The sequence below is a fragment of the Limnospira platensis NIES-39 genome (assembly GCF_026000695.1).
GTDB classification, from domain to species: Bacteria; Cyanobacteriota; Cyanobacteriia; order Cyanobacteriales; family Microcoleaceae; genus Limnospira; species Limnospira platensis.
In genome coordinates this window covers 11,975-27,459 of record NZ_AP026945.1, presented here as the reverse complement: position 1 = coordinate 27,459, position 15,485 = coordinate 11,975, and the positions used below count along the sequence as shown (strand labels likewise).

Here is a 15,485-nt window from a genome sequence, read left to right as displayed (position 1 = left end):
GAACAGGCTTCTTCTGGGTCAAAGTTTGAATAAAAATAGCGACCATTTTTTAGGATTGATGTCAACCATAAACGAGGAGGATAAAAATGAATCCAGTCATCATTTTTGAAGTGTATCAGGAAGAAGATGGCGGATTTGTAGCCGAATGTTTGACCGAGGATATCTTCACTCAGGGTGATGATTGGGAAGCGTTGCGAATCCATGTCAATGAAGCCGTCAAAGGCTATTATTTCGACCAACCTAGCTGTCCCAATGTCAAGCTACATCTAGTCAAAGAAGAAATCTTAGTCATCCAGTAGATCGATCCAAATTATCGATGAAAATCCCCAGAGATATTAAAGGGACTCATTTGGCAGACATTCTCTGTCGCCAATGGGATTATGAGGTTGTTCACCAACAGGGGAGCCACATTATTTTAGAAACAGAGTTGCCCCACCATCAAAGGATTAGCATTCCCAATCATAACCCTTTGCGACTGGGAACTCTCAATAGTATTTTACGATCAATTTCCCGACACAAAGGAGTCACTAAAACCGACATTATCAATACATTGTAAGTCACCCTCATTTGAGTTTAGATATCCCCACAACTCGGGCGATCGCTTAGAGTCTCAGAAGTGCGATCGCGCAGCCTCGGAGTGCGACGTATCGCGTAGGGTCGGAGTGCGACCTATCGCCACCACCTCGACACCCCCCACTCAAACCGTCACTTATATCGGTTTCCCGCCATAAAGTATTCGGTTATCCGTACTTGACAAAATTCCTAGATTTATAACCAATAATTTCACCACCTTTCCACCACCTGGCAAATTTTTGATTAAGAAACCCGGTTTCTGGGACTTAAACAACAGCCACCAATGGCTAGGGCCTATCGTTCGCTAAAATGGGGATAATTGAGACACCTGAGAGGAACCCCCATGACCACCAGTGCTGATGATGTTTGGAGGCTGCTAGGAGAACTCATAGAAGCCCAAAAGGAAACTGAACGAGTCATCAAAGAACAGTCCCAAGAAACCGAACACCGCTTCCGGGAAACCGATCGCCGCTTCGAGGAAACCAAGCAACTCCTCCAGCGACAGTCCGAAGAAAGCGATTCTCGTTCCGAGACGCTGCGCGAACGCCGCTTCCGGGAAACCGAACGAATCATCAAACAACAGAATGAAAAACTCAACCAGGAATTAGGCAAATTGGGAAACCGCCTCGGAGAATTTGTCGAATGGCAGGTACGCCCCGCCGTCGTCCAACTGTTTCAGCAGCGGGGAATTGCGGTTAATGAATTCCATGCTAATATCTCCGTTAAACGCTTTGGAGAAGCCCTAGAAATTGATTTGCTCGTCGTCAACAGCGACCAAGCCATATTAGTCGAAGTCAAAAGCAAACTCAGCCAAACCGACATCGACGAACACCTGGAAAGACTCGAAAAATTCAAGCGGTTAATGCCCGCTTATCGTGATTTTAAGGCCATGGGAGCCGTCGCCGGAATGGTCGTCCCCGAAGAAGTCGCCCGCTATGGCTACCGTCGCGGCTTATTTGTGTTGGCACAGTCAGGAGATAGCGTCGTGATTTTAAATGATGATAAATTCCGTCCCCGCCAATGGTAAATTACAGCCAGAGTTGGCGATCGCGCAGCGTGCCCGCCAGAAGTATCGCCTAGCCTCTGGGAAGTGCGACCTATCGCCTACATTCTCGGAAGTGCGACCTATCGCCTACCCTCTCGGAAGTGCGACCTATCGCCTACATTCTCGGAAGTGCGTTCGCGCAGCGTGCCCGCCAGAAGTATCGCCTAGCCTTTCGGAAGTGCGATCGCATCTTACCAGAAAGCGATCGCATAGTGGAAAGTGGCTAAAATGGATGATTGAAATCACCCAGAGGACAACCCCCATGACCACCAATGCTGACGATGTTTGGAGGCTGCTAGGAGAACTCATAGAAGCCCAAAAGGAAACTGAACGACTCCTCAAAGAACAATCCCAAGAAAGCGATCGCCGCTTCCGGGAAACCGAACGAATCATCAAACAACAGAATGAAAAACTCAACCAGGAATTAGGCAAACTGGGAAACCGCCTCGGAGAATTTGTCGAATGGCAGGTACGCCCCGCCGCCGTCCAACTGTTTCAAAAAAGGGGAATTGCTGTCAATGAATTTCACGGCGACCTCTCGGTTAAACGCTTTGGAGAAGCCCTAGAAATTGATTTGCTCGTGGTCAACAGCGACCAAGCCATATTAGTCGAAGTCAAAAGCAAACTCAGCCAAATCGACATCGACGAACACCTGGAAAGACTCGAAAAATTCAAGCGGTTAATGCCCCGTTATAGTGATGTCAAAGCCATGGGAGCCGTCGCCGGAATGGTGGTTCCCGAAGAAGTCGCCCGCTATGGCTACCGTCGCGGCTTATTTGTGTTGGCACAGTCAGGAGATAGCGTCGTGATTTTAAATGATGATAAATTCCGTCCCCGCCAATGGTAAATTACCCCCAGAGTTGGCGATCGCGTAGCGTGCCCGCCAGAAGTATCGCCTACCCTTTCAGAAGTGCGTTCGCGTAGCGTGTGCGTAGCACGTATCGCCTACCCTCTCGGAAGTGCGATCGCGCAGCGTGCCCGCCAGAAGTATCGCCTATCGCCTCGGAAGTGCATTCCCGTAGCCTCTCGGAATTGCGATCGCCTCATCCAACTTTCCAGACCGTTTCAACTGATTCGCCTGTCTCAGCAACTCACCCGCACTCATTCCTTGACCACTCCTCATAACTAGCTTACCAACACACCCACCCCCTGACATATCCCAGTATCATACCATATCACGAGACTAACGCAACTTGACAAATATCTACCACTTTGGTAAAATGGACAGTGGGTTGTGCCTTATGTATCATGTAATCTGGAGAGTCAGCGAATTGGTCAGCGATTTAGTGAGGGGTAATCAACTGCTGCGGAGTGGTAAGCTAGAAGAAGCTGTGGATGCTTATCAGAAAGCGATCGCCCATGATCCTAGTTTTCATTGGTCTCACTACAAACTGGGGGAGGCTTTAGAAAGGTTGGGGCGTTTAGAAGAAGCAATTACCGCCTATCAGCGCGCCTTTGTCTTAAAACCCGACCAAAGTGACTTTCGTTTAGGGTTCGTTCGGGCAGTACACCAAGCCCAGCTCAAGGGCAAAACTTCTCAGCCTAAGCGGATATCATCTGTATCTCTGGTAGAAGCACACAAAATCAACGCCGAGTTTCTCTATGAAGCCAAGGACTATCAGGGTTCCTTAAACAGCTTTCAATATTACTTATCTTCACAAGGACTCCAACCCCCTCATCAGTTTTTCTTAAAAGCAGAATCAGCCGCAAAACAAGCATTGAAAGGAGAAGCCCATAAGCAATTCTGGGAGGGCTGTAGTGATGCGATTTCTCAAAAATTTCAGGCTTGTTTTGAACTCGCAAAAAATAGTCAATTTCTGGAGGCTAAACAACTGTTCGCCTTACAAGCCCAGGAATTATTTAAAGAACCAGAGATATCCGCAAATTGGATTCAAGCGTTCCAGAAAATCTGTGATTCTCGGGAGCAGGGTCATATATTTGAGCGAGGCAACGTCAGAACTGTCCAAAAAATAGTGGTGTCAGGCATGGGGTGGAGTGGCAGTGGTGCCCTATATGATTACTTCCGAGAATTCAAGAATATCAAAGTGCTTAAGGGTGAAAGCCGTTTTTTGGAAGGCAAGTCATCACTACTAACACTATATGATTGTATTTTGAAAGCAACCGATTACTGGTCAACTTTTTTAAACTTCTTTTTTGGGTCGGTTTTAGGATGTCAAGTCATGACAGCATCACGGGAATTTAAGTATATGAAAGGGGGTAGGAACTTCAGCTTAGGTCCAAATGCCAAAACTTACTCGGAAAATGTCAGTAGGCTGATGGGTAACGCCTCTCCATTACTTGCGGGAAAAGGCGACACTCTAGCCAATTTCAAAATTTTTGCTGATGATGTTGCCAATTTGCTATCTGGCGAGTCTGGCAATCATAACTATGATGTGGTTTTGCTGGACAACTGTATTCATATTGGGAATATCAGAATGGTTGACTGTCTCAAGAATACTAGAGTATTCTGCACATTTAGAGACCCAAGGTCCAACTTTGTGGCTCTGAAACGAGAATCGACGGGGTATCTAGATGATGCTAGTGGGTTTATCAAGAGTAATACGAGTAAGACCAAGAACTACTCCAAGTATCATAGCCTAGTTTCTGACTATGAAGAAAAAACCAAAAACACCAGTAACCAAGTGTTAAAAGTACAGTTTGAAAAGTTTGTGCTGTCAGACACTTATCGCCAAGAGCTGGCACAAAAAGCGGGTCTTGACCTGACCACCCATGAACCACACAAGTACTTCAAACCCTGGGAATCGGAAAAGAATGTTTACTTACATCACACCTACGAAAATCAGGAAGAAATTAGGGCAATAGAACAGGCTTTCCCTGAATATTGCTTCACCGACCAAAACAGTTAGTACACAATAGCCCACCTAGAGCAAATACTGTCTTGGAATAAGTCAATAATAAAGAACCATACCCAGCACTGAGGAAGAGATCAATGAAAAAAGTCTATGTTGGAATGAGTGCCGACCTAGTTCATCCCGGTCACTTAAACATCCTGAAAACTGCTCAACAGTATGGGGAAGTCATCGTCGGTCTACTGACTGACCAAGCGATCGCCAGCTATAAACGCCTCCCCTACATGGCATTTGAGCAGCGGCGAGAAGTGATCGAAAACATCAAAGGAGTAAGTCAGGTCATTCCCCAAACCACCCTGGATTATATTCCCAACCTACGCAGCATCAAACCCGATTACGTCATTCACGGGGACGATTGGCGAGAAGGGGTACAGCGAGAGACCCGTCAGCGGGTCATAGAAACCCTAGAGGAGTGGGGCGGCGAACTCATCGAAGTTCCCTATACTAAAGGTATCTCCTCAACTCAACTAAACAAAGCCCTACGGGAAATCGGCACCACTCCAGAAGTACGCCTGAAATCTCTGCGTCGGATGCTGCAAGCCAAACCACTCCTGCGATTCCTAGATATCCATAACGCCCTCAGTGGCTTAATCGTTGAAAACACTTTCATCGAAACCCCCCAAGGTCGTCGAGAATTTGATGGGATGTGGGCGAGTAGCCTAACAGATTCGACAGCCAAAGGCAAACCCGACATCGAAGCCGTTGATGTATCTGCCCGTATGACCACACTTAACGAAGTCATCGAAGTGACCACCAAACCCATAATTTATGATGCGGACACTGGTGGTAAAACGGAACATTTTACCTTCACTGTACGCACCCTAGAAAGGTTAGGAGTCTCCGCTGTCATCGTCGAAGATAAAACCGGTCTCAAGAAAAACTCCCTATTCGGCACGGAAGTTCCCCAAACCCAAGATAGCATCGAAAATTTTTGCCAAAAAATCCGTGCAGCCAAAAAAGCCCAAACCACAGATGATTTCATGTTGATTGCCCGCATCGAAAGCCTGATTTTAGGCAAGGGACTCGATGATGCCTTAGAACGAGCCCAAGCCTTCATTAAAGCCGGAGCCGACGGCATCATGATTCACAGCCGTCAGAAAACCCCTGATGAAGTGTTTGCATTTTGCCAAGACTATAACCGCTTAGAAAATCGTAAACCCCTGATCGCTGTGCCTTCGAGTTATAACAGTTGTCATGAGGAGGAACTGCAAGCCCAGGGTGTAAACATAGTTATCTATGCTAATCAGCTTTTGCGGAGTGCTTACCCAGCTATGGTAAATACCGCTCAAACTATCTTAAAACATCAGCGCGCTCAAGAGTGTGAGCCACAAATGTTGCCTATCAAAGACATACTAGAACTTATTCCAGGAACTAAGTAAAACTACAAAAAATGATAGACCCCCAAGCCTTTTATACAACTCTATACCAAGCCGGCGTGCATTTATTTGCCGGTGTTCCCGATTCCCTACTCAAAGACTTCTGTGCCTATATAGACGACCATAGCCAGCCCGGGGAACATATTATCACCGCCAATGAAGGGAATGCGATCGCCCTAGTGGCTGGCTATCACCTAGCCACCCGGCAAATCGGGGCAGTATATTTGCAAAATTCAGGATTAGGGAACACCATTAACCCTCTCACCTCACTTACCGACCCTCAGGTGTACAAAATCCCCTTGGTGATGATAATTGGTTGGCGTGGGGAACCAGGGGTAAAAGACGAGCCACAACACATTAAACAAGGGGCCATTACCCCAGGGCAACTGGATCTCTTGGGGGTTCCCTATTGGATAGTAGATGGCCACAGTGATTTTCAGCAAATTATCCAAGAGGCTCTAACCAAAATCCAAGCTACCAACGCCCCAGTAGCTCTGTTGGTAAGGAAAGGCACATTTTTCCCCTATCAAAAAAGCCAGCGGCCACCGTCTTTTAAAGCTTCCCTCAAGCGAGAAGCTGCCCTGGGTGAGCTTTTAACCCTAGTGGGGGATAGTTTAGTAGTATCTACAACGGGCAAAACCTCCCGAGAACTGTTTGAGCTACGCCAACAACGAGGTGAAGCTCAACGGGATTTTCTGACTGTTGGCAGTATGGGACATACAGCTTCCATTGCTTTAGGTGTAGCTTTGGGAAACCCCAGCAAATCGGTGGTCTGTATCGATGGGGATGGCTCCTTACTTATGCACTTAGGCGCAGTACCGATTATTGGTAGTTTAGCACCAAAAAACCTGATTCATGTTGTTTTAAATAATGCCGCCCATGAGTCGGTTGGCGGCCAGCCCACAGTCGCCGGACAGCTAGACTTGAAAGCTGTAGCCCTAGCCAGTGGCTATCAACAATACCGACAGGCTACGGATCAACCTGGCATTAAACAAGCCTGGAACGATTTATCTGCCTACGATGGTCCAGTATTACTGGAAATTCGCATTACAGCCGGTTCCCGCGACAATTTGGGACGACCCACTAGCAGTCCACAGCAAAATAAACAAGCATTTATGAAAGTGGCAACCGATGGCTAACAGATAGAATCACTAGAACCCAATAACTGCTCTGAAGCCACTTATATGACTAGCTTAATCGAGAATGGTGCAGCGTACTTTTTAACCATAAATTGAGCGTTTTAACCATCAGTTAGAGACTTAATTTTGATGAACATTGAAACCAAAATAAATGATGATGCCAACATACAATCATTACAACCCTGTAAAAATTAGGGTCGGAGCTGGGCAACTTAGCACCCTGCCTGATCTCCTATCCCCAGGACTATGGCTTCTGGTCACTACAGATGGCTTTAACCGTCGGGGTCTTACCACCCACATCGAAGCCTTAACACCCCAGACAGATTGGGAAGTATACCACAGGGTTACACCTAATCCTGAATTAGACCATCTTGAAGATGTGATCACACAATATCGCCAGACTAATATTCAGGGAGTGGTGGCTGTTGGTGGTGGCAGTGTCATTGATGCAGCCAAAGTCCTAGCTGTGACCCTCCCTAGTCCCCTACAACGACCTTTGCATACGGTACTACGTCAGGGCCAAAAACACCACTGGCAAGGTCAACTGCCTTTGATTGCCATTCCCACAACTTCCGGCACAGGCGCAGAAGTTACACCATTTGCCACGGTTTGGGATGCAACTACCCACAAAAAGTATTCCATTGTCGGCGATCAAGTCTTTCCTAAGATGGCTTTACTAGACCCTGAGTTAATTTTGAGCTTACCCCCCAAGCAAACCCTTTATACAGGATTGGATGCTATTTCTCATTGCCTGGAATCATTGTGGAATCACAATCAAACCCCCATCAGTGTCGCCTATGCTACCCAAGGGCTGAACTTGGCTTTAAACAGTTTGCCACAGGTATTGGACTCTCCACAAAATCTCCAAGCCCGTGCCCAAATGCAGCAAGCGAGTTTGTTGGCGGGTCTAGCTATTAGTCAAACCCGAACGGCGATCGCTCATTCGATGTCCTATCCCCTAACCAGCCATTTTGATGTTCCTCATGGTTTAGCTTGTAGCTTCACATTGCCCAATATTATTGAGTATTACATCAAAAATTGTAATTGTCTCCAACAAGTAACCTTAATGCAACAAATTCAGAAAATGTTAAATCAACTCAATTTATTTCAGCACTTGCATGAGTACGCCACCGATGAACAAATTCTGACTCTCAAAGCCGAAATGTTTCACCCCGAGCGGGCAGGAAATTTCCAAGGAGTCTTGAATGATGATATTGTGGAAGCATTCTTGACTGAGCCAACTTGACAAATATCTACAGTTTTGGTAAGGTCAATAACCTCTCCTGCATTGATATATAGCTTTAATCTGGGAGTCAGACAATATGGTTAGCGATTTAGTTAGGGGTAATCAACTGCTGCGGAGTGGCAAGCTGGAAGAAGCTGTAGATGCTTTCGAGAAGGCGATCGCACATCATCCAATTTTTCATTGGTCTCATTACAAGCTGGGAGAGGCTTTAGAGCAGTTGGGGCGTTTAGAAGAAGCTGTAGTCGCGTATAAAAAGGCAATTAAATCAAATCCTAACCTATATTGGGCTTACCAAAAACTAGGAGAAACACTGAACAAGTTAGATTGTTGGGAGGAAGCCGTCAGATGCTTCCGTAAAGCCATAGATTTCAATCCCAAAGCAGTTGAACCCAACCCAGACTTCTATTGGGCTTACCAAAAACTAGGGGAAACATTGCACCAGTTATGGCGTTGGGATGAAGCCGTCACAGCCTTCCGCCAAGCTATAGCCGTCAATCCCACTGCTAAATGGTCATATTTTCACCTAGGACAGGTTTTAGCCCAGCAGGAAGAGTGGTCGGAAGCGATCGCATCTTACCAGAAAGCGATCGCATAGTGGAAAGTGGCTAAAATGGATGATTGAAATCACCCAGAGGACAACCCCCATGACCACCAATGCTGACGATGTTTGGAGGCTGCTAGGAGAACTCATAGAAGCCCAAAAGGAAACTGAACGACTCCTCAAAGAACAATCCCAAGAAAGCGATCGCCGCTTCCGGGAACAATCCCAAGAAAGCGATCGCCGCTTCCGGGAACAATCCCAAGAAAGCGATCGCCGCTTCCGGGAAACCGAACGAATAATCAAACAACAGAATGAAAAACTCAACCAGGAATTAGGCAAATTGGGAAACCGCCTCGGAGAATTTGTCGAATGGCAGGTACGCCCCGCCGCCGTCCAACTATTTCAAAAAAGGGGAATTGCTGTCAATGAATTTCACGGCGACCTCTCGGTTAAACGCTTTGGAGAAGCCCTAGAAATTGATTTGCTCGTGGTCAACAGCGACCAAGCCATATTAGTCGAAGTCAAAAGCAAACTCAGCCAAACCGACATCGACGAACACCTGGAAAGACTCGAAAAATTCAAGCGGTTAATGCCCCGTTATAGTGATGTCAAAGCCATGGGAGCCGTCGCCGGAATGGTGGTTCCCGAAGAAGTCGCCCGCTATGGCTACCGTCGCGGCTTATTTGTGTTGGCACAGTCAGGAGATAGCGTCGTGATTTTAAATGATGATAAATTCCGTCCCCGGCAATGGTAAATTACAGCCAGAGTTGGCGATCGCGTAGCGTGCCCGCCAGAAGTATCGCCTACATTCTCGGAAGTGCGACCTATCGCCTACTCTCTGGGAAGTGCGTTCGCGCAGCGTGCCCGCCAGAAGTATCGCCTAGGCTCTGGGAAGTGCGACCTATCGCCTAGCCTCGGAGTGCGACGTATCGCCTAGAGTCTCAGAAGTGCGATCGTACTGCCGATTATACAGGCAAGATGCCTGTGCTACACGAGGAGCGATCGCATTTCCCAAGTCTAAAGCCGAGACGACAAACGGAGCGACCCCGACTCATTCACAGCCGTTCCAACTCCGACTCAAACATCCGAATCAATTGCGAACTCAAACGAATGCCATTCTTAAGTAACTCCGAAATCGATTCCCTGGCTTCCTGCCGAGTCATTAAATCTGCACCGACAGCAGCCAGTAAAATCCCCAAACTGCCCTTCACAGGTAAACCCAAACTCAAAGCGACCCGCCGTCCCAAACGCTCATCAATCAAGACCCAATCCGCTTGGAGTTCCCGACCCAACAAAATGACTTCAAATTCTCCAGCATCGAGTCCCAAAAGTAACGGTTCAATACTGGAAGTCCCTGCCGGAGCTTGCACGACCGCCCCCGTTCGAGTTAAAATCTCCCCGCGACCCGGGCGGTCGCCCCCCTGAATGGCCACCTCTCGGTATACGGTGGGCGGGATAAAAATCTCATCAAATAACTGGGGTAACAGTTGCAAGCGATCGATCAGACTCAAAGCAATTAATGGTGTCGCATTGACAACAAACTTCATCGATCCCTCAATTTCTCGGCCAATTCTCGGCTGGTTTTCGCCTCCTCCTCAAACTCGGCTTCGGTGTAGTCGATCGCGGCAAATCCCCGTTCGCCAATCAAACGATAAAACTCCAAACGGCTGCACCCCAAAATCTCCGCCGCCACCCCCGAAGAAATTTTACCCTCTTCATAGAGTTGACCCAAGGTCAAAATCATCACCCGCCGCTTAAACCCTTCGGGTTCTTCCCGACAAGCCACCAACAACTGTTCTGGAAATTCAACAAAAATGCTCATTTCACCGAACCCGATTCAATACTCGGTCAATTTAGGCGATCGCGTAGCGTGTCCGTGGCGCGATCGCATTCCTGATTATACAGGCAAGATGGCGGCCGGGCGACAGTATGAGCGATCGCGAAGCACGTCTCGCCGGAGATCCGGTTTGCCGGAATCAAGTGTTCGGTTATCAGTGATTGACTAATTTTAATTTTTATGATATATGGGCGAAGTGGCAGGGGGAAATATCTGGTGCGTTCGCGCAGCGTGCCCGCCAGAAGTATCGCCTACCCTCTCAGAAGTGCGACCTATCGCCTACTCTCTGGGAAGTGCGATCGCCTAGCCTCTCGGAAGTGCGATCGCCTAGCCTCTCGGAAGTGCGATCGCCTAGAGTCTCGGAAGTGCGATCGCCTAGCCTCTCGGAAGTGCGATCGCGCAGCGTGCCCGCCAGAAGTATCGCCTAGCCTCTGGGAAGTGCGACCTATCGCCTACTCTCTGGGAAGTGCGATCGCGTACTCTCTGGGAAGTGCGACCTATCGCCTACCCTTTCGGAAGTGCGACCTATCGCGCCCCCGATTATACAGGCAAGATGCCCAAAATAGAAGCGATCGCGCAGCGTGTGTGTACATATCGCATTTCCGAAGCATTGGGTTCAATTCCCCATTTCCAATTGACCCAGGGCGATCAAACTTTCCAGATCCTCTAAAGCATCCGAAAGATAGGCTCCGATAACCGATCGCACCGAATTTAACATCTCTTCATCCGCCCCCCCCAACATCCGGCTAATATCAGCCAGATCTTGAGAACGGCTCGCTTGCAACTTCATCAACACCAAATACGGCAATGCAATGACCGGCAACCCATCCGGGGAAAAATTGGGATAAGCGATCGCATCGGCAACCCATGCTTGCTCGAATTCAAGCACGTCTAGAATCGTTCCATCCGATAACCGCCAGGTACTCCCGCCAATATTTAAGGCTCCCACCCTTTGACTTCCCGCCTGTTCTAATTCTTCATAAATCCGGTCAGAATTTTCTGCCCAAATTAAAATATCTAAATCATCTGTCATGCGTTCGGGCATATAAAGCCGGGTGGCAATTCCCCCCACGATAACAAAAGGCGTTTGAATAATTGTTCTGAGATCGGTCACGGGATGATTCCAAGTTCGCGATTGGAGAAATGCTAGACTGCTACCCCGGCCCGGACGGCATCGACGCCAAGCCATTTCGAGATAAACTTTTCTTCGACTTGCCGGCATTGCCAAATTGGACATGAGCGATCGCCTTTCCCACTTCAACTGCTCTCCAGTTTAACGCGATCGCTCCCCCGATCCGATGCCTTAACCACAAATGGAGCGATCGCGCTTCTGTTGAGACAGCTTCACCCGCCGAATCACGTCAAACACCCTCCGCGTCGTGTCCGAGCCCCTGAATGCGATCGAAACAAGGGGTGTCGTCAGCAATTCCGATGGGGACATGAGAGCTGGGGTTTAACAGGGTGGGTGCGATCGCACTCTCGATTATACAGACAAGATGCTCAAATCTGAAGTAGACATGACCTTGCATTCATACACCATTTCTCAAATCTAGAACCCATCTTTCGCCGCTTCTGGAAACAATCCCAAGCAAGCGATTCTCATGTCGAGACGCTGCGCGATCGCTTCATCCAACTTCCCAGACCGTTTCAACTGATTCGCCTGTCTCAGCAACTCACCCGCACTCATTCCCTCACCACTCCTCATAACTAGCTGACCAACACATCCACCCCCTGACATATCCCAGCATTATACCCTATCACCAGACTGACGCAACTAGACAAACATCTACCGAGCGATTCTCAGAAGTGCGATCGCGTAGCGTGTGCGTAGCACGTATCGCCTACATTCTCAGAAGTGCGATCGCCTCATCCAAATTCCCCAATCTCTTCAACTGATTCGCTTGCTTCAACAATTGACCAGCACTCATCTTATGATTAACCATAATAATTCATTTGCAAATTTACGCCTAGATATATAGAAAAAACTGAGAGAAATTTTTCCATATTCACTGAATCATACTTTTAGCTTGGATTGCTGTCTTTTGCAAGTTCCATTCAAATTGGTGAACTAATTCTGGTTTTACTGTTTTATTGAAAGCACATAAAAAATCATTATAATTAACATTTTTCAGCACAAATTCAAGTTTTCTGTACAGATATTCAGGGTCGTATATGAATCGTGGAAAAAATAAATAAACGCAATTGATATCATGCTTGACTAGCTGATAAATTAATTTATATAACTGACGTGATAATAAACATTCTTGCATGGATGGTTCATGAGTATGCCACAACCCTCCAGGTGGGTGTTTGTGTCGATTGTCAGAATTTTGATTGACATATATTCTACTTGCACTTGCCGAAAATAAATCTCTAATCGGAATATAAGCACAATCTATGACATATTTTTTTGATTCTAGTATTTGGTCTATATAATCGCACAACCAAGGACTTTTTATAATGTATGGGGCATCTTTGCTACGGATGTCTTTTTCCATCCCTGCATTACAATTTTTAAACACATGACTATTCGTATCTTGAAAACCTGTATCTAGACCTATATCCGTTAAAAGTTGAACTAAAAATGTCGTCCCTGACCTTCCAGTTCCGCTGATAATTATATGATGTTTCTTTAATGAAAAATGTGTCGAAATCAAATCAAGAGAATTATTATTTTCAATTTTTCTGTCATTTTTTATCTGCATTAAATTCTGTTTAAAAAAAGCAGAATTGGGATCTAAATTAACGGCATTATTATACTGAACAATCCCCTCTTCACGCCTTCCAAATTTAACTAAAGCATCCCCAAGCTCATAATAAGTCCAAGCAAAACTAGGATTTAACTCAATCGCCTGATGATAAAGAGCGATCGCCTCATCCAACTTCCCAGACCGTTTCAACTGATTCGCCTGTCTCAGCAACTCACCCGCACTCATTCCCTCACCACTCCTCATAACTAGCTGACCAACACATCCACCCCCTGACATATCCCAGCATTATACCCTATCACCAGACTGACGCAACTAGACAAACATCTACCGAGCGATTCTCAGAAGTGCGATCGCGTAGCCTCGGAGTGCGACGTATCGCCTAGCCTCGGAGTGCGACGTATCGCCTACATTCTCGGAATTGCGATCGCATCTTACCAGAAAGCGATCGCATAGTGGAAAGTGGCTAAAATGGATGATTGAAATAACCCAGAGGACAACCCCCATGACCACCAATGCTGACGATGTTTGGAGGCTGCTGGCGGAATTGGCAGAAGCCCAGAAAGAAACCGAACGCCAATTTCAAGAAACCCGGCAACTCCTCCAGGAACAATCCCAAGAAAGCGATCGCCGCTTCCGGGAACAGTCCCAAGAAAGCGATCGCCGCTTCCGGGAACAATCCCAAGAAAGCGATCGCCGCTTCCGGGAAACCGAACGAATCATCAAACAACAGAATGAAAAACTCAACCAGGAATTAGGCAAATTGGGAAACCGTCTCGGAGAATTTGTCGAATGGCAGGTACGCCCCGCCGCCGTCCAACTATTTCAACAAAGGGGAATTGCTGTCAATGAATTTCACGGCGACCTCTCGGTTAAACGCTTTGGAGAAGCCCTAGAAATTGATTTGCTCGTCGTCAACACCGACCAAGCCATATTAGTCGAAGTCAAAAGTAAACTCAGCCAAACCGACATCGACGAACACCTGGAAAGACTCGAAAAATTCAAGCGGTTAATGCCCGCTTATCGTGATTTTAAGGCCATGGGAGCCGTCGCCGGAATGGTCGTCCCCGAAGAAGTCGCCCGCTATGGCTACCGTCGCGGCTTATTTGTGTTGGCACAGTCAGGAGATAGCGTCGTGATTTTAAATGATGATAAATTCCGTCCCCGCCAATGGTAAATTACCCCCAGAGTTGGCGATCGCGCAGCGTGCCCGCCAGAAGTATCGCCTAGCCTCTCAGAAGTGCGATCGCCTAGAGTCTCAGAAGTGCGATCGCCTAGAGTCTCAGAAGTGCGATCGCCTAGAGTCTCAGAAGTGCGATCGCGTACTCTCTCAGAAGTGCGACGTATCGCCTAGGGTATCGGAACGAGAATCGCGCAGCGTATGCGAAGCACATATCGCACCCCCGATTTTTATGGATTATTTAACAAATCAAAAAACTCCCTTTTCTCCAATCCAATATCCTTAATCATTCCCGATAAAGTTCCAGGTTTCAAATCTTTACCCGGGTGGATCGGTACAACAACCCTTTGACCCGATGAGTGTTTATAAATCACATGACTTCCTTTCTGTCGGTGTAATTGATAACCTAATTTGCTAATGACTCGGATAAAATCTTTCGCCTTAACTGTCGGAAAATTACTCATCGGGCGATCTGGACAGGCTTGATGATCAGATTCTCTTCAGGTATCGGTTCTTTATCCTCAAGCAAACTATCAATATATAATTCCATTGCTTCCGTGATATTTACCAAGGCTTCCTCAAAATCATCTCCCTGACTGTGACACCCTTTCAAAACCGGACAAAAAGCATGATAACCCCCCTCTGATTCTTTTTCAAAAATCACCGTGTAATTATAAATTTTTTGTTCTGAAGTAGACATGGACTTTACATTCATACACCATTCCTCAAATCTAGAACCCATCTTTGAAAATTTCTTTGATATACCGCATCAACTTACCTCTCAAATTTCCACGGACACCTACTATAACACAAATTTCGAGCCTCCAAAGCATTGCCCGCCCTCAGCTCCTCGGAGTGCGACGTATCGCCACCACCTCGACACCCCCCACTCAAACCGTCACTTATATCGGTTTCCCGCCATAAAGTATTCGGTTATTCGCACCTTGACAAATATCATATTTTATGGTAT

The 15,485-nt window shown here is 47.0% G+C and carries 25 protein-coding genes; 16 read left to right on the top strand and 9 right to left on the bottom strand.

The window, feature by feature from the left end:
- Positions 1-86 precede the first annotated feature (86 nt).
- The 12 genes from N39L_RS00205 (at position 87) to N39L_RS00150 (ending at position 9,702) form a co-directional block, all read left to right on the top strand.
- Positions 87-299, top strand: coding sequence for a hypothetical protein (locus tag N39L_RS00205; RefSeq protein ID WP_006615910.1), 213 nt, complete (start codon positions 87-89; stop codon positions 297-299).
- A 17-nt stretch (positions 300-316) separates the two neighbouring features.
- Positions 317-556, top strand: coding sequence for a type II toxin-antitoxin system HicA family toxin (locus tag N39L_RS00200; protein ID WP_006615911.1), 240 nt, complete (start codon positions 317-319; stop codon positions 554-556).
- A gap of 360 nt (positions 557-916) precedes the next feature.
- A complete protein-coding gene (locus N39L_RS00195; protein ID WP_035735163.1) occupies positions 917-1,600 on the top strand; it encodes a hypothetical protein in 684 nt (227 codons plus the stop codon).
- A gap of 280 nt (positions 1,601-1,880) precedes the next feature.
- A complete protein-coding gene (locus N39L_RS00190) occupies positions 1,881-2,465 on the top strand; it encodes a hypothetical protein (protein WP_043468804.1) in 585 nt (194 codons plus the stop codon).
- Between the two features lie 63 nt (positions 2,466-2,528).
- The gene (locus N39L_RS00185) at positions 2,529-2,747 is read left to right on the top strand and encodes a hypothetical protein (protein ID WP_162097025.1); all 219 of its coding nucleotides are present in this window, start codon (positions 2,529-2,531) and stop codon (positions 2,745-2,747) included.
- Positions 2,748-2,859: 112 nt separating this feature from the next.
- Positions 2,860-4,485 carry a tetratricopeptide repeat protein gene (locus N39L_RS00180; protein ID WP_014273922.1) on the top strand — a complete coding sequence of 542 codons (1,626 nt, stop codon included), beginning with the start codon at positions 2,860-2,862 and terminating at the stop codon, positions 4,483-4,485.
- 83 nt (positions 4,486-4,568) lie between these two features.
- Complete coding sequence (gene aepX, locus N39L_RS00175; RefSeq protein WP_014273921.1) at positions 4,569-5,867, top strand: phosphoenolpyruvate mutase; 1,299 nt, start codon at positions 4,569-4,571, stop codon at positions 5,865-5,867.
- Positions 5,868-5,878: 11 nt separating this feature from the next.
- The gene (gene aepY / locus N39L_RS00170; protein ID WP_014273920.1) at positions 5,879-7,003 is read left to right on the top strand and encodes a phosphonopyruvate decarboxylase; all 1,125 of its coding nucleotides are present in this window, start codon (positions 5,879-5,881) and stop codon (positions 7,001-7,003) included.
- Positions 7,004-7,160: 157 nt separating this feature from the next.
- Positions 7,161-8,249 carry a phosphonoacetaldehyde reductase gene (locus tag N39L_RS00165; RefSeq protein ID WP_014273919.1) on the top strand — a complete coding sequence of 363 codons (1,089 nt, stop codon included), beginning with the start codon at positions 7,161-7,163 and terminating at the stop codon, positions 8,247-8,249.
- Positions 8,250-8,325: 76 nt separating this feature from the next.
- Complete coding sequence (locus N39L_RS00160; RefSeq protein WP_014273918.1) at positions 8,326-8,844, top strand: tetratricopeptide repeat protein; 519 nt, start codon at positions 8,326-8,328, stop codon at positions 8,842-8,844.
- Positions 8,845-8,893: 49 nt separating this feature from the next.
- Positions 8,894-9,544, top strand: a complete 651-nt coding sequence (locus N39L_RS00155) for a hypothetical protein (protein WP_035735027.1) — start codon at positions 8,894-8,896, stop codon at positions 9,542-9,544.
- Positions 9,538-9,702 (top strand): hypothetical protein, encoded by a 165-nt coding sequence (locus N39L_RS00150; RefSeq protein WP_158307533.1) that lies wholly within the window; start codon positions 9,538-9,540, stop codon positions 9,700-9,702. The genes N39L_RS00155 and N39L_RS00150 overlap by 7 nt, the downstream gene beginning before the upstream one ends.
- Positions 9,703-9,845: 143 nt before the next feature.
- Here the strand turns inward: N39L_RS00150 and N39L_RS00145 are convergent, their stop codons facing one another.
- A complete protein-coding gene (locus N39L_RS00145) occupies positions 9,846-10,337 on the bottom strand; it encodes a PIN domain-containing protein (RefSeq protein WP_014273916.1) in 492 nt (163 codons plus the stop codon).
- Positions 10,334-10,612, bottom strand: coding sequence for a UPF0175 family protein (locus tag N39L_RS00140; protein ID WP_006615913.1), 279 nt, complete (start codon positions 10,610-10,612; stop codon positions 10,334-10,336). The genes N39L_RS00145 and N39L_RS00140 overlap by 4 nt, the downstream gene beginning before the upstream one ends.
- On the opposite strand from N39L_RS00140, the gene N39L_RS00135 reads away from it, so the two are divergent.
- Positions 10,605-10,796 (top strand): hypothetical protein, encoded by a 192-nt coding sequence (locus tag N39L_RS00135; protein ID WP_014273915.1) that lies wholly within the window; start codon positions 10,605-10,607, stop codon positions 10,794-10,796. The two genes, N39L_RS00140 and N39L_RS00135, sit on opposite strands and share 8 nt — an antisense overlap.
- Complete coding sequence (locus tag N39L_RS00130; protein ID WP_014273914.1) at positions 10,789-11,055, top strand: hypothetical protein; 267 nt, start codon at positions 10,789-10,791, stop codon at positions 11,053-11,055. The genes N39L_RS00135 and N39L_RS00130 overlap by 8 nt, the downstream gene beginning before the upstream one ends.
- 188 nt (positions 11,056-11,243) lie before the next feature.
- Here the strand turns inward: N39L_RS00130 and N39L_RS00125 are convergent, their stop codons facing one another.
- The 5 genes from N39L_RS00125 to N39L_RS00105 form a co-directional block, all read right to left on the bottom strand.
- Entirely contained in the window at positions 11,244-11,741 is a 498-nt protein-coding gene (locus N39L_RS00125) for a hypothetical protein (protein ID WP_231852061.1), read from the bottom strand.
- A 247-nt stretch (positions 11,742-11,988) separates the two neighbouring features.
- Positions 11,989-12,156: a hypothetical protein gene (locus tag N39L_RS00120; RefSeq protein ID WP_014273912.1), complete on the bottom strand. Its 168-nt coding sequence runs from the start codon at positions 12,154-12,156 to the stop codon at positions 11,989-11,991.
- Positions 12,157-12,176: 20 nt separating this feature from the next.
- On the bottom strand, positions 12,177-12,365 hold the full coding sequence (locus N39L_RS00115) for a hypothetical protein (RefSeq protein ID WP_006615925.1): 189 nt from the start codon (positions 12,363-12,365) through the stop codon (positions 12,177-12,179).
- 268 nt (positions 12,366-12,633) lie between these two features.
- The gene (locus tag N39L_RS00110) at positions 12,634-13,614 is read right to left on the bottom strand and encodes a tetratricopeptide repeat protein (RefSeq protein ID WP_231852060.1); all 981 of its coding nucleotides are present in this window, start codon (positions 13,612-13,614) and stop codon (positions 12,634-12,636) included.
- 48 nt (positions 13,615-13,662) lie between these two features.
- Positions 13,663-13,842: a hypothetical protein gene (locus N39L_RS00105; RefSeq protein WP_148261834.1), complete on the bottom strand. Its 180-nt coding sequence runs from the start codon at positions 13,840-13,842 to the stop codon at positions 13,663-13,665.
- On the opposite strand from N39L_RS00105, the gene N39L_RS00100 reads away from it, so the two are divergent.
- Together N39L_RS00100 and N39L_RS00095 are read left to right on the top strand one after the other, a co-directional pair.
- Positions 13,841-14,512, top strand: a complete 672-nt coding sequence (locus tag N39L_RS00100; protein WP_014273909.1) for a hypothetical protein — start codon at positions 13,841-13,843, stop codon at positions 14,510-14,512. The two genes, N39L_RS00105 and N39L_RS00100, sit on opposite strands and share 2 nt — an antisense overlap.
- Complete coding sequence (locus tag N39L_RS00095; protein WP_148261833.1) at positions 14,481-14,801, top strand: hypothetical protein; 321 nt, start codon at positions 14,481-14,483, stop codon at positions 14,799-14,801. The genes N39L_RS00100 and N39L_RS00095 overlap by 32 nt, the downstream gene beginning before the upstream one ends.
- Here N39L_RS00095 and N39L_RS00090 read toward each other — a convergent pair.
- Both N39L_RS00090 and N39L_RS00085 read right to left on the bottom strand, forming a co-directional pair.
- Positions 14,746-14,979 carry a type II toxin-antitoxin system HicA family toxin gene (locus tag N39L_RS00090; protein WP_006615816.1) on the bottom strand — a complete coding sequence of 78 codons (234 nt, stop codon included), beginning with the start codon at positions 14,977-14,979 and terminating at the stop codon, positions 14,746-14,748. The genes N39L_RS00095 and N39L_RS00090 overlap by 56 nt on opposite strands.
- On the bottom strand, positions 14,976-15,215 hold the full coding sequence (locus N39L_RS00085) for a type II toxin-antitoxin system HicB family antitoxin (RefSeq protein WP_006615817.1): 240 nt from the start codon (positions 15,213-15,215) through the stop codon (positions 14,976-14,978). The genes N39L_RS00090 and N39L_RS00085 overlap by 4 nt, the downstream gene beginning before the upstream one ends.
- Between the last annotated feature and the right edge of the window lie 270 nt (positions 15,216-15,485).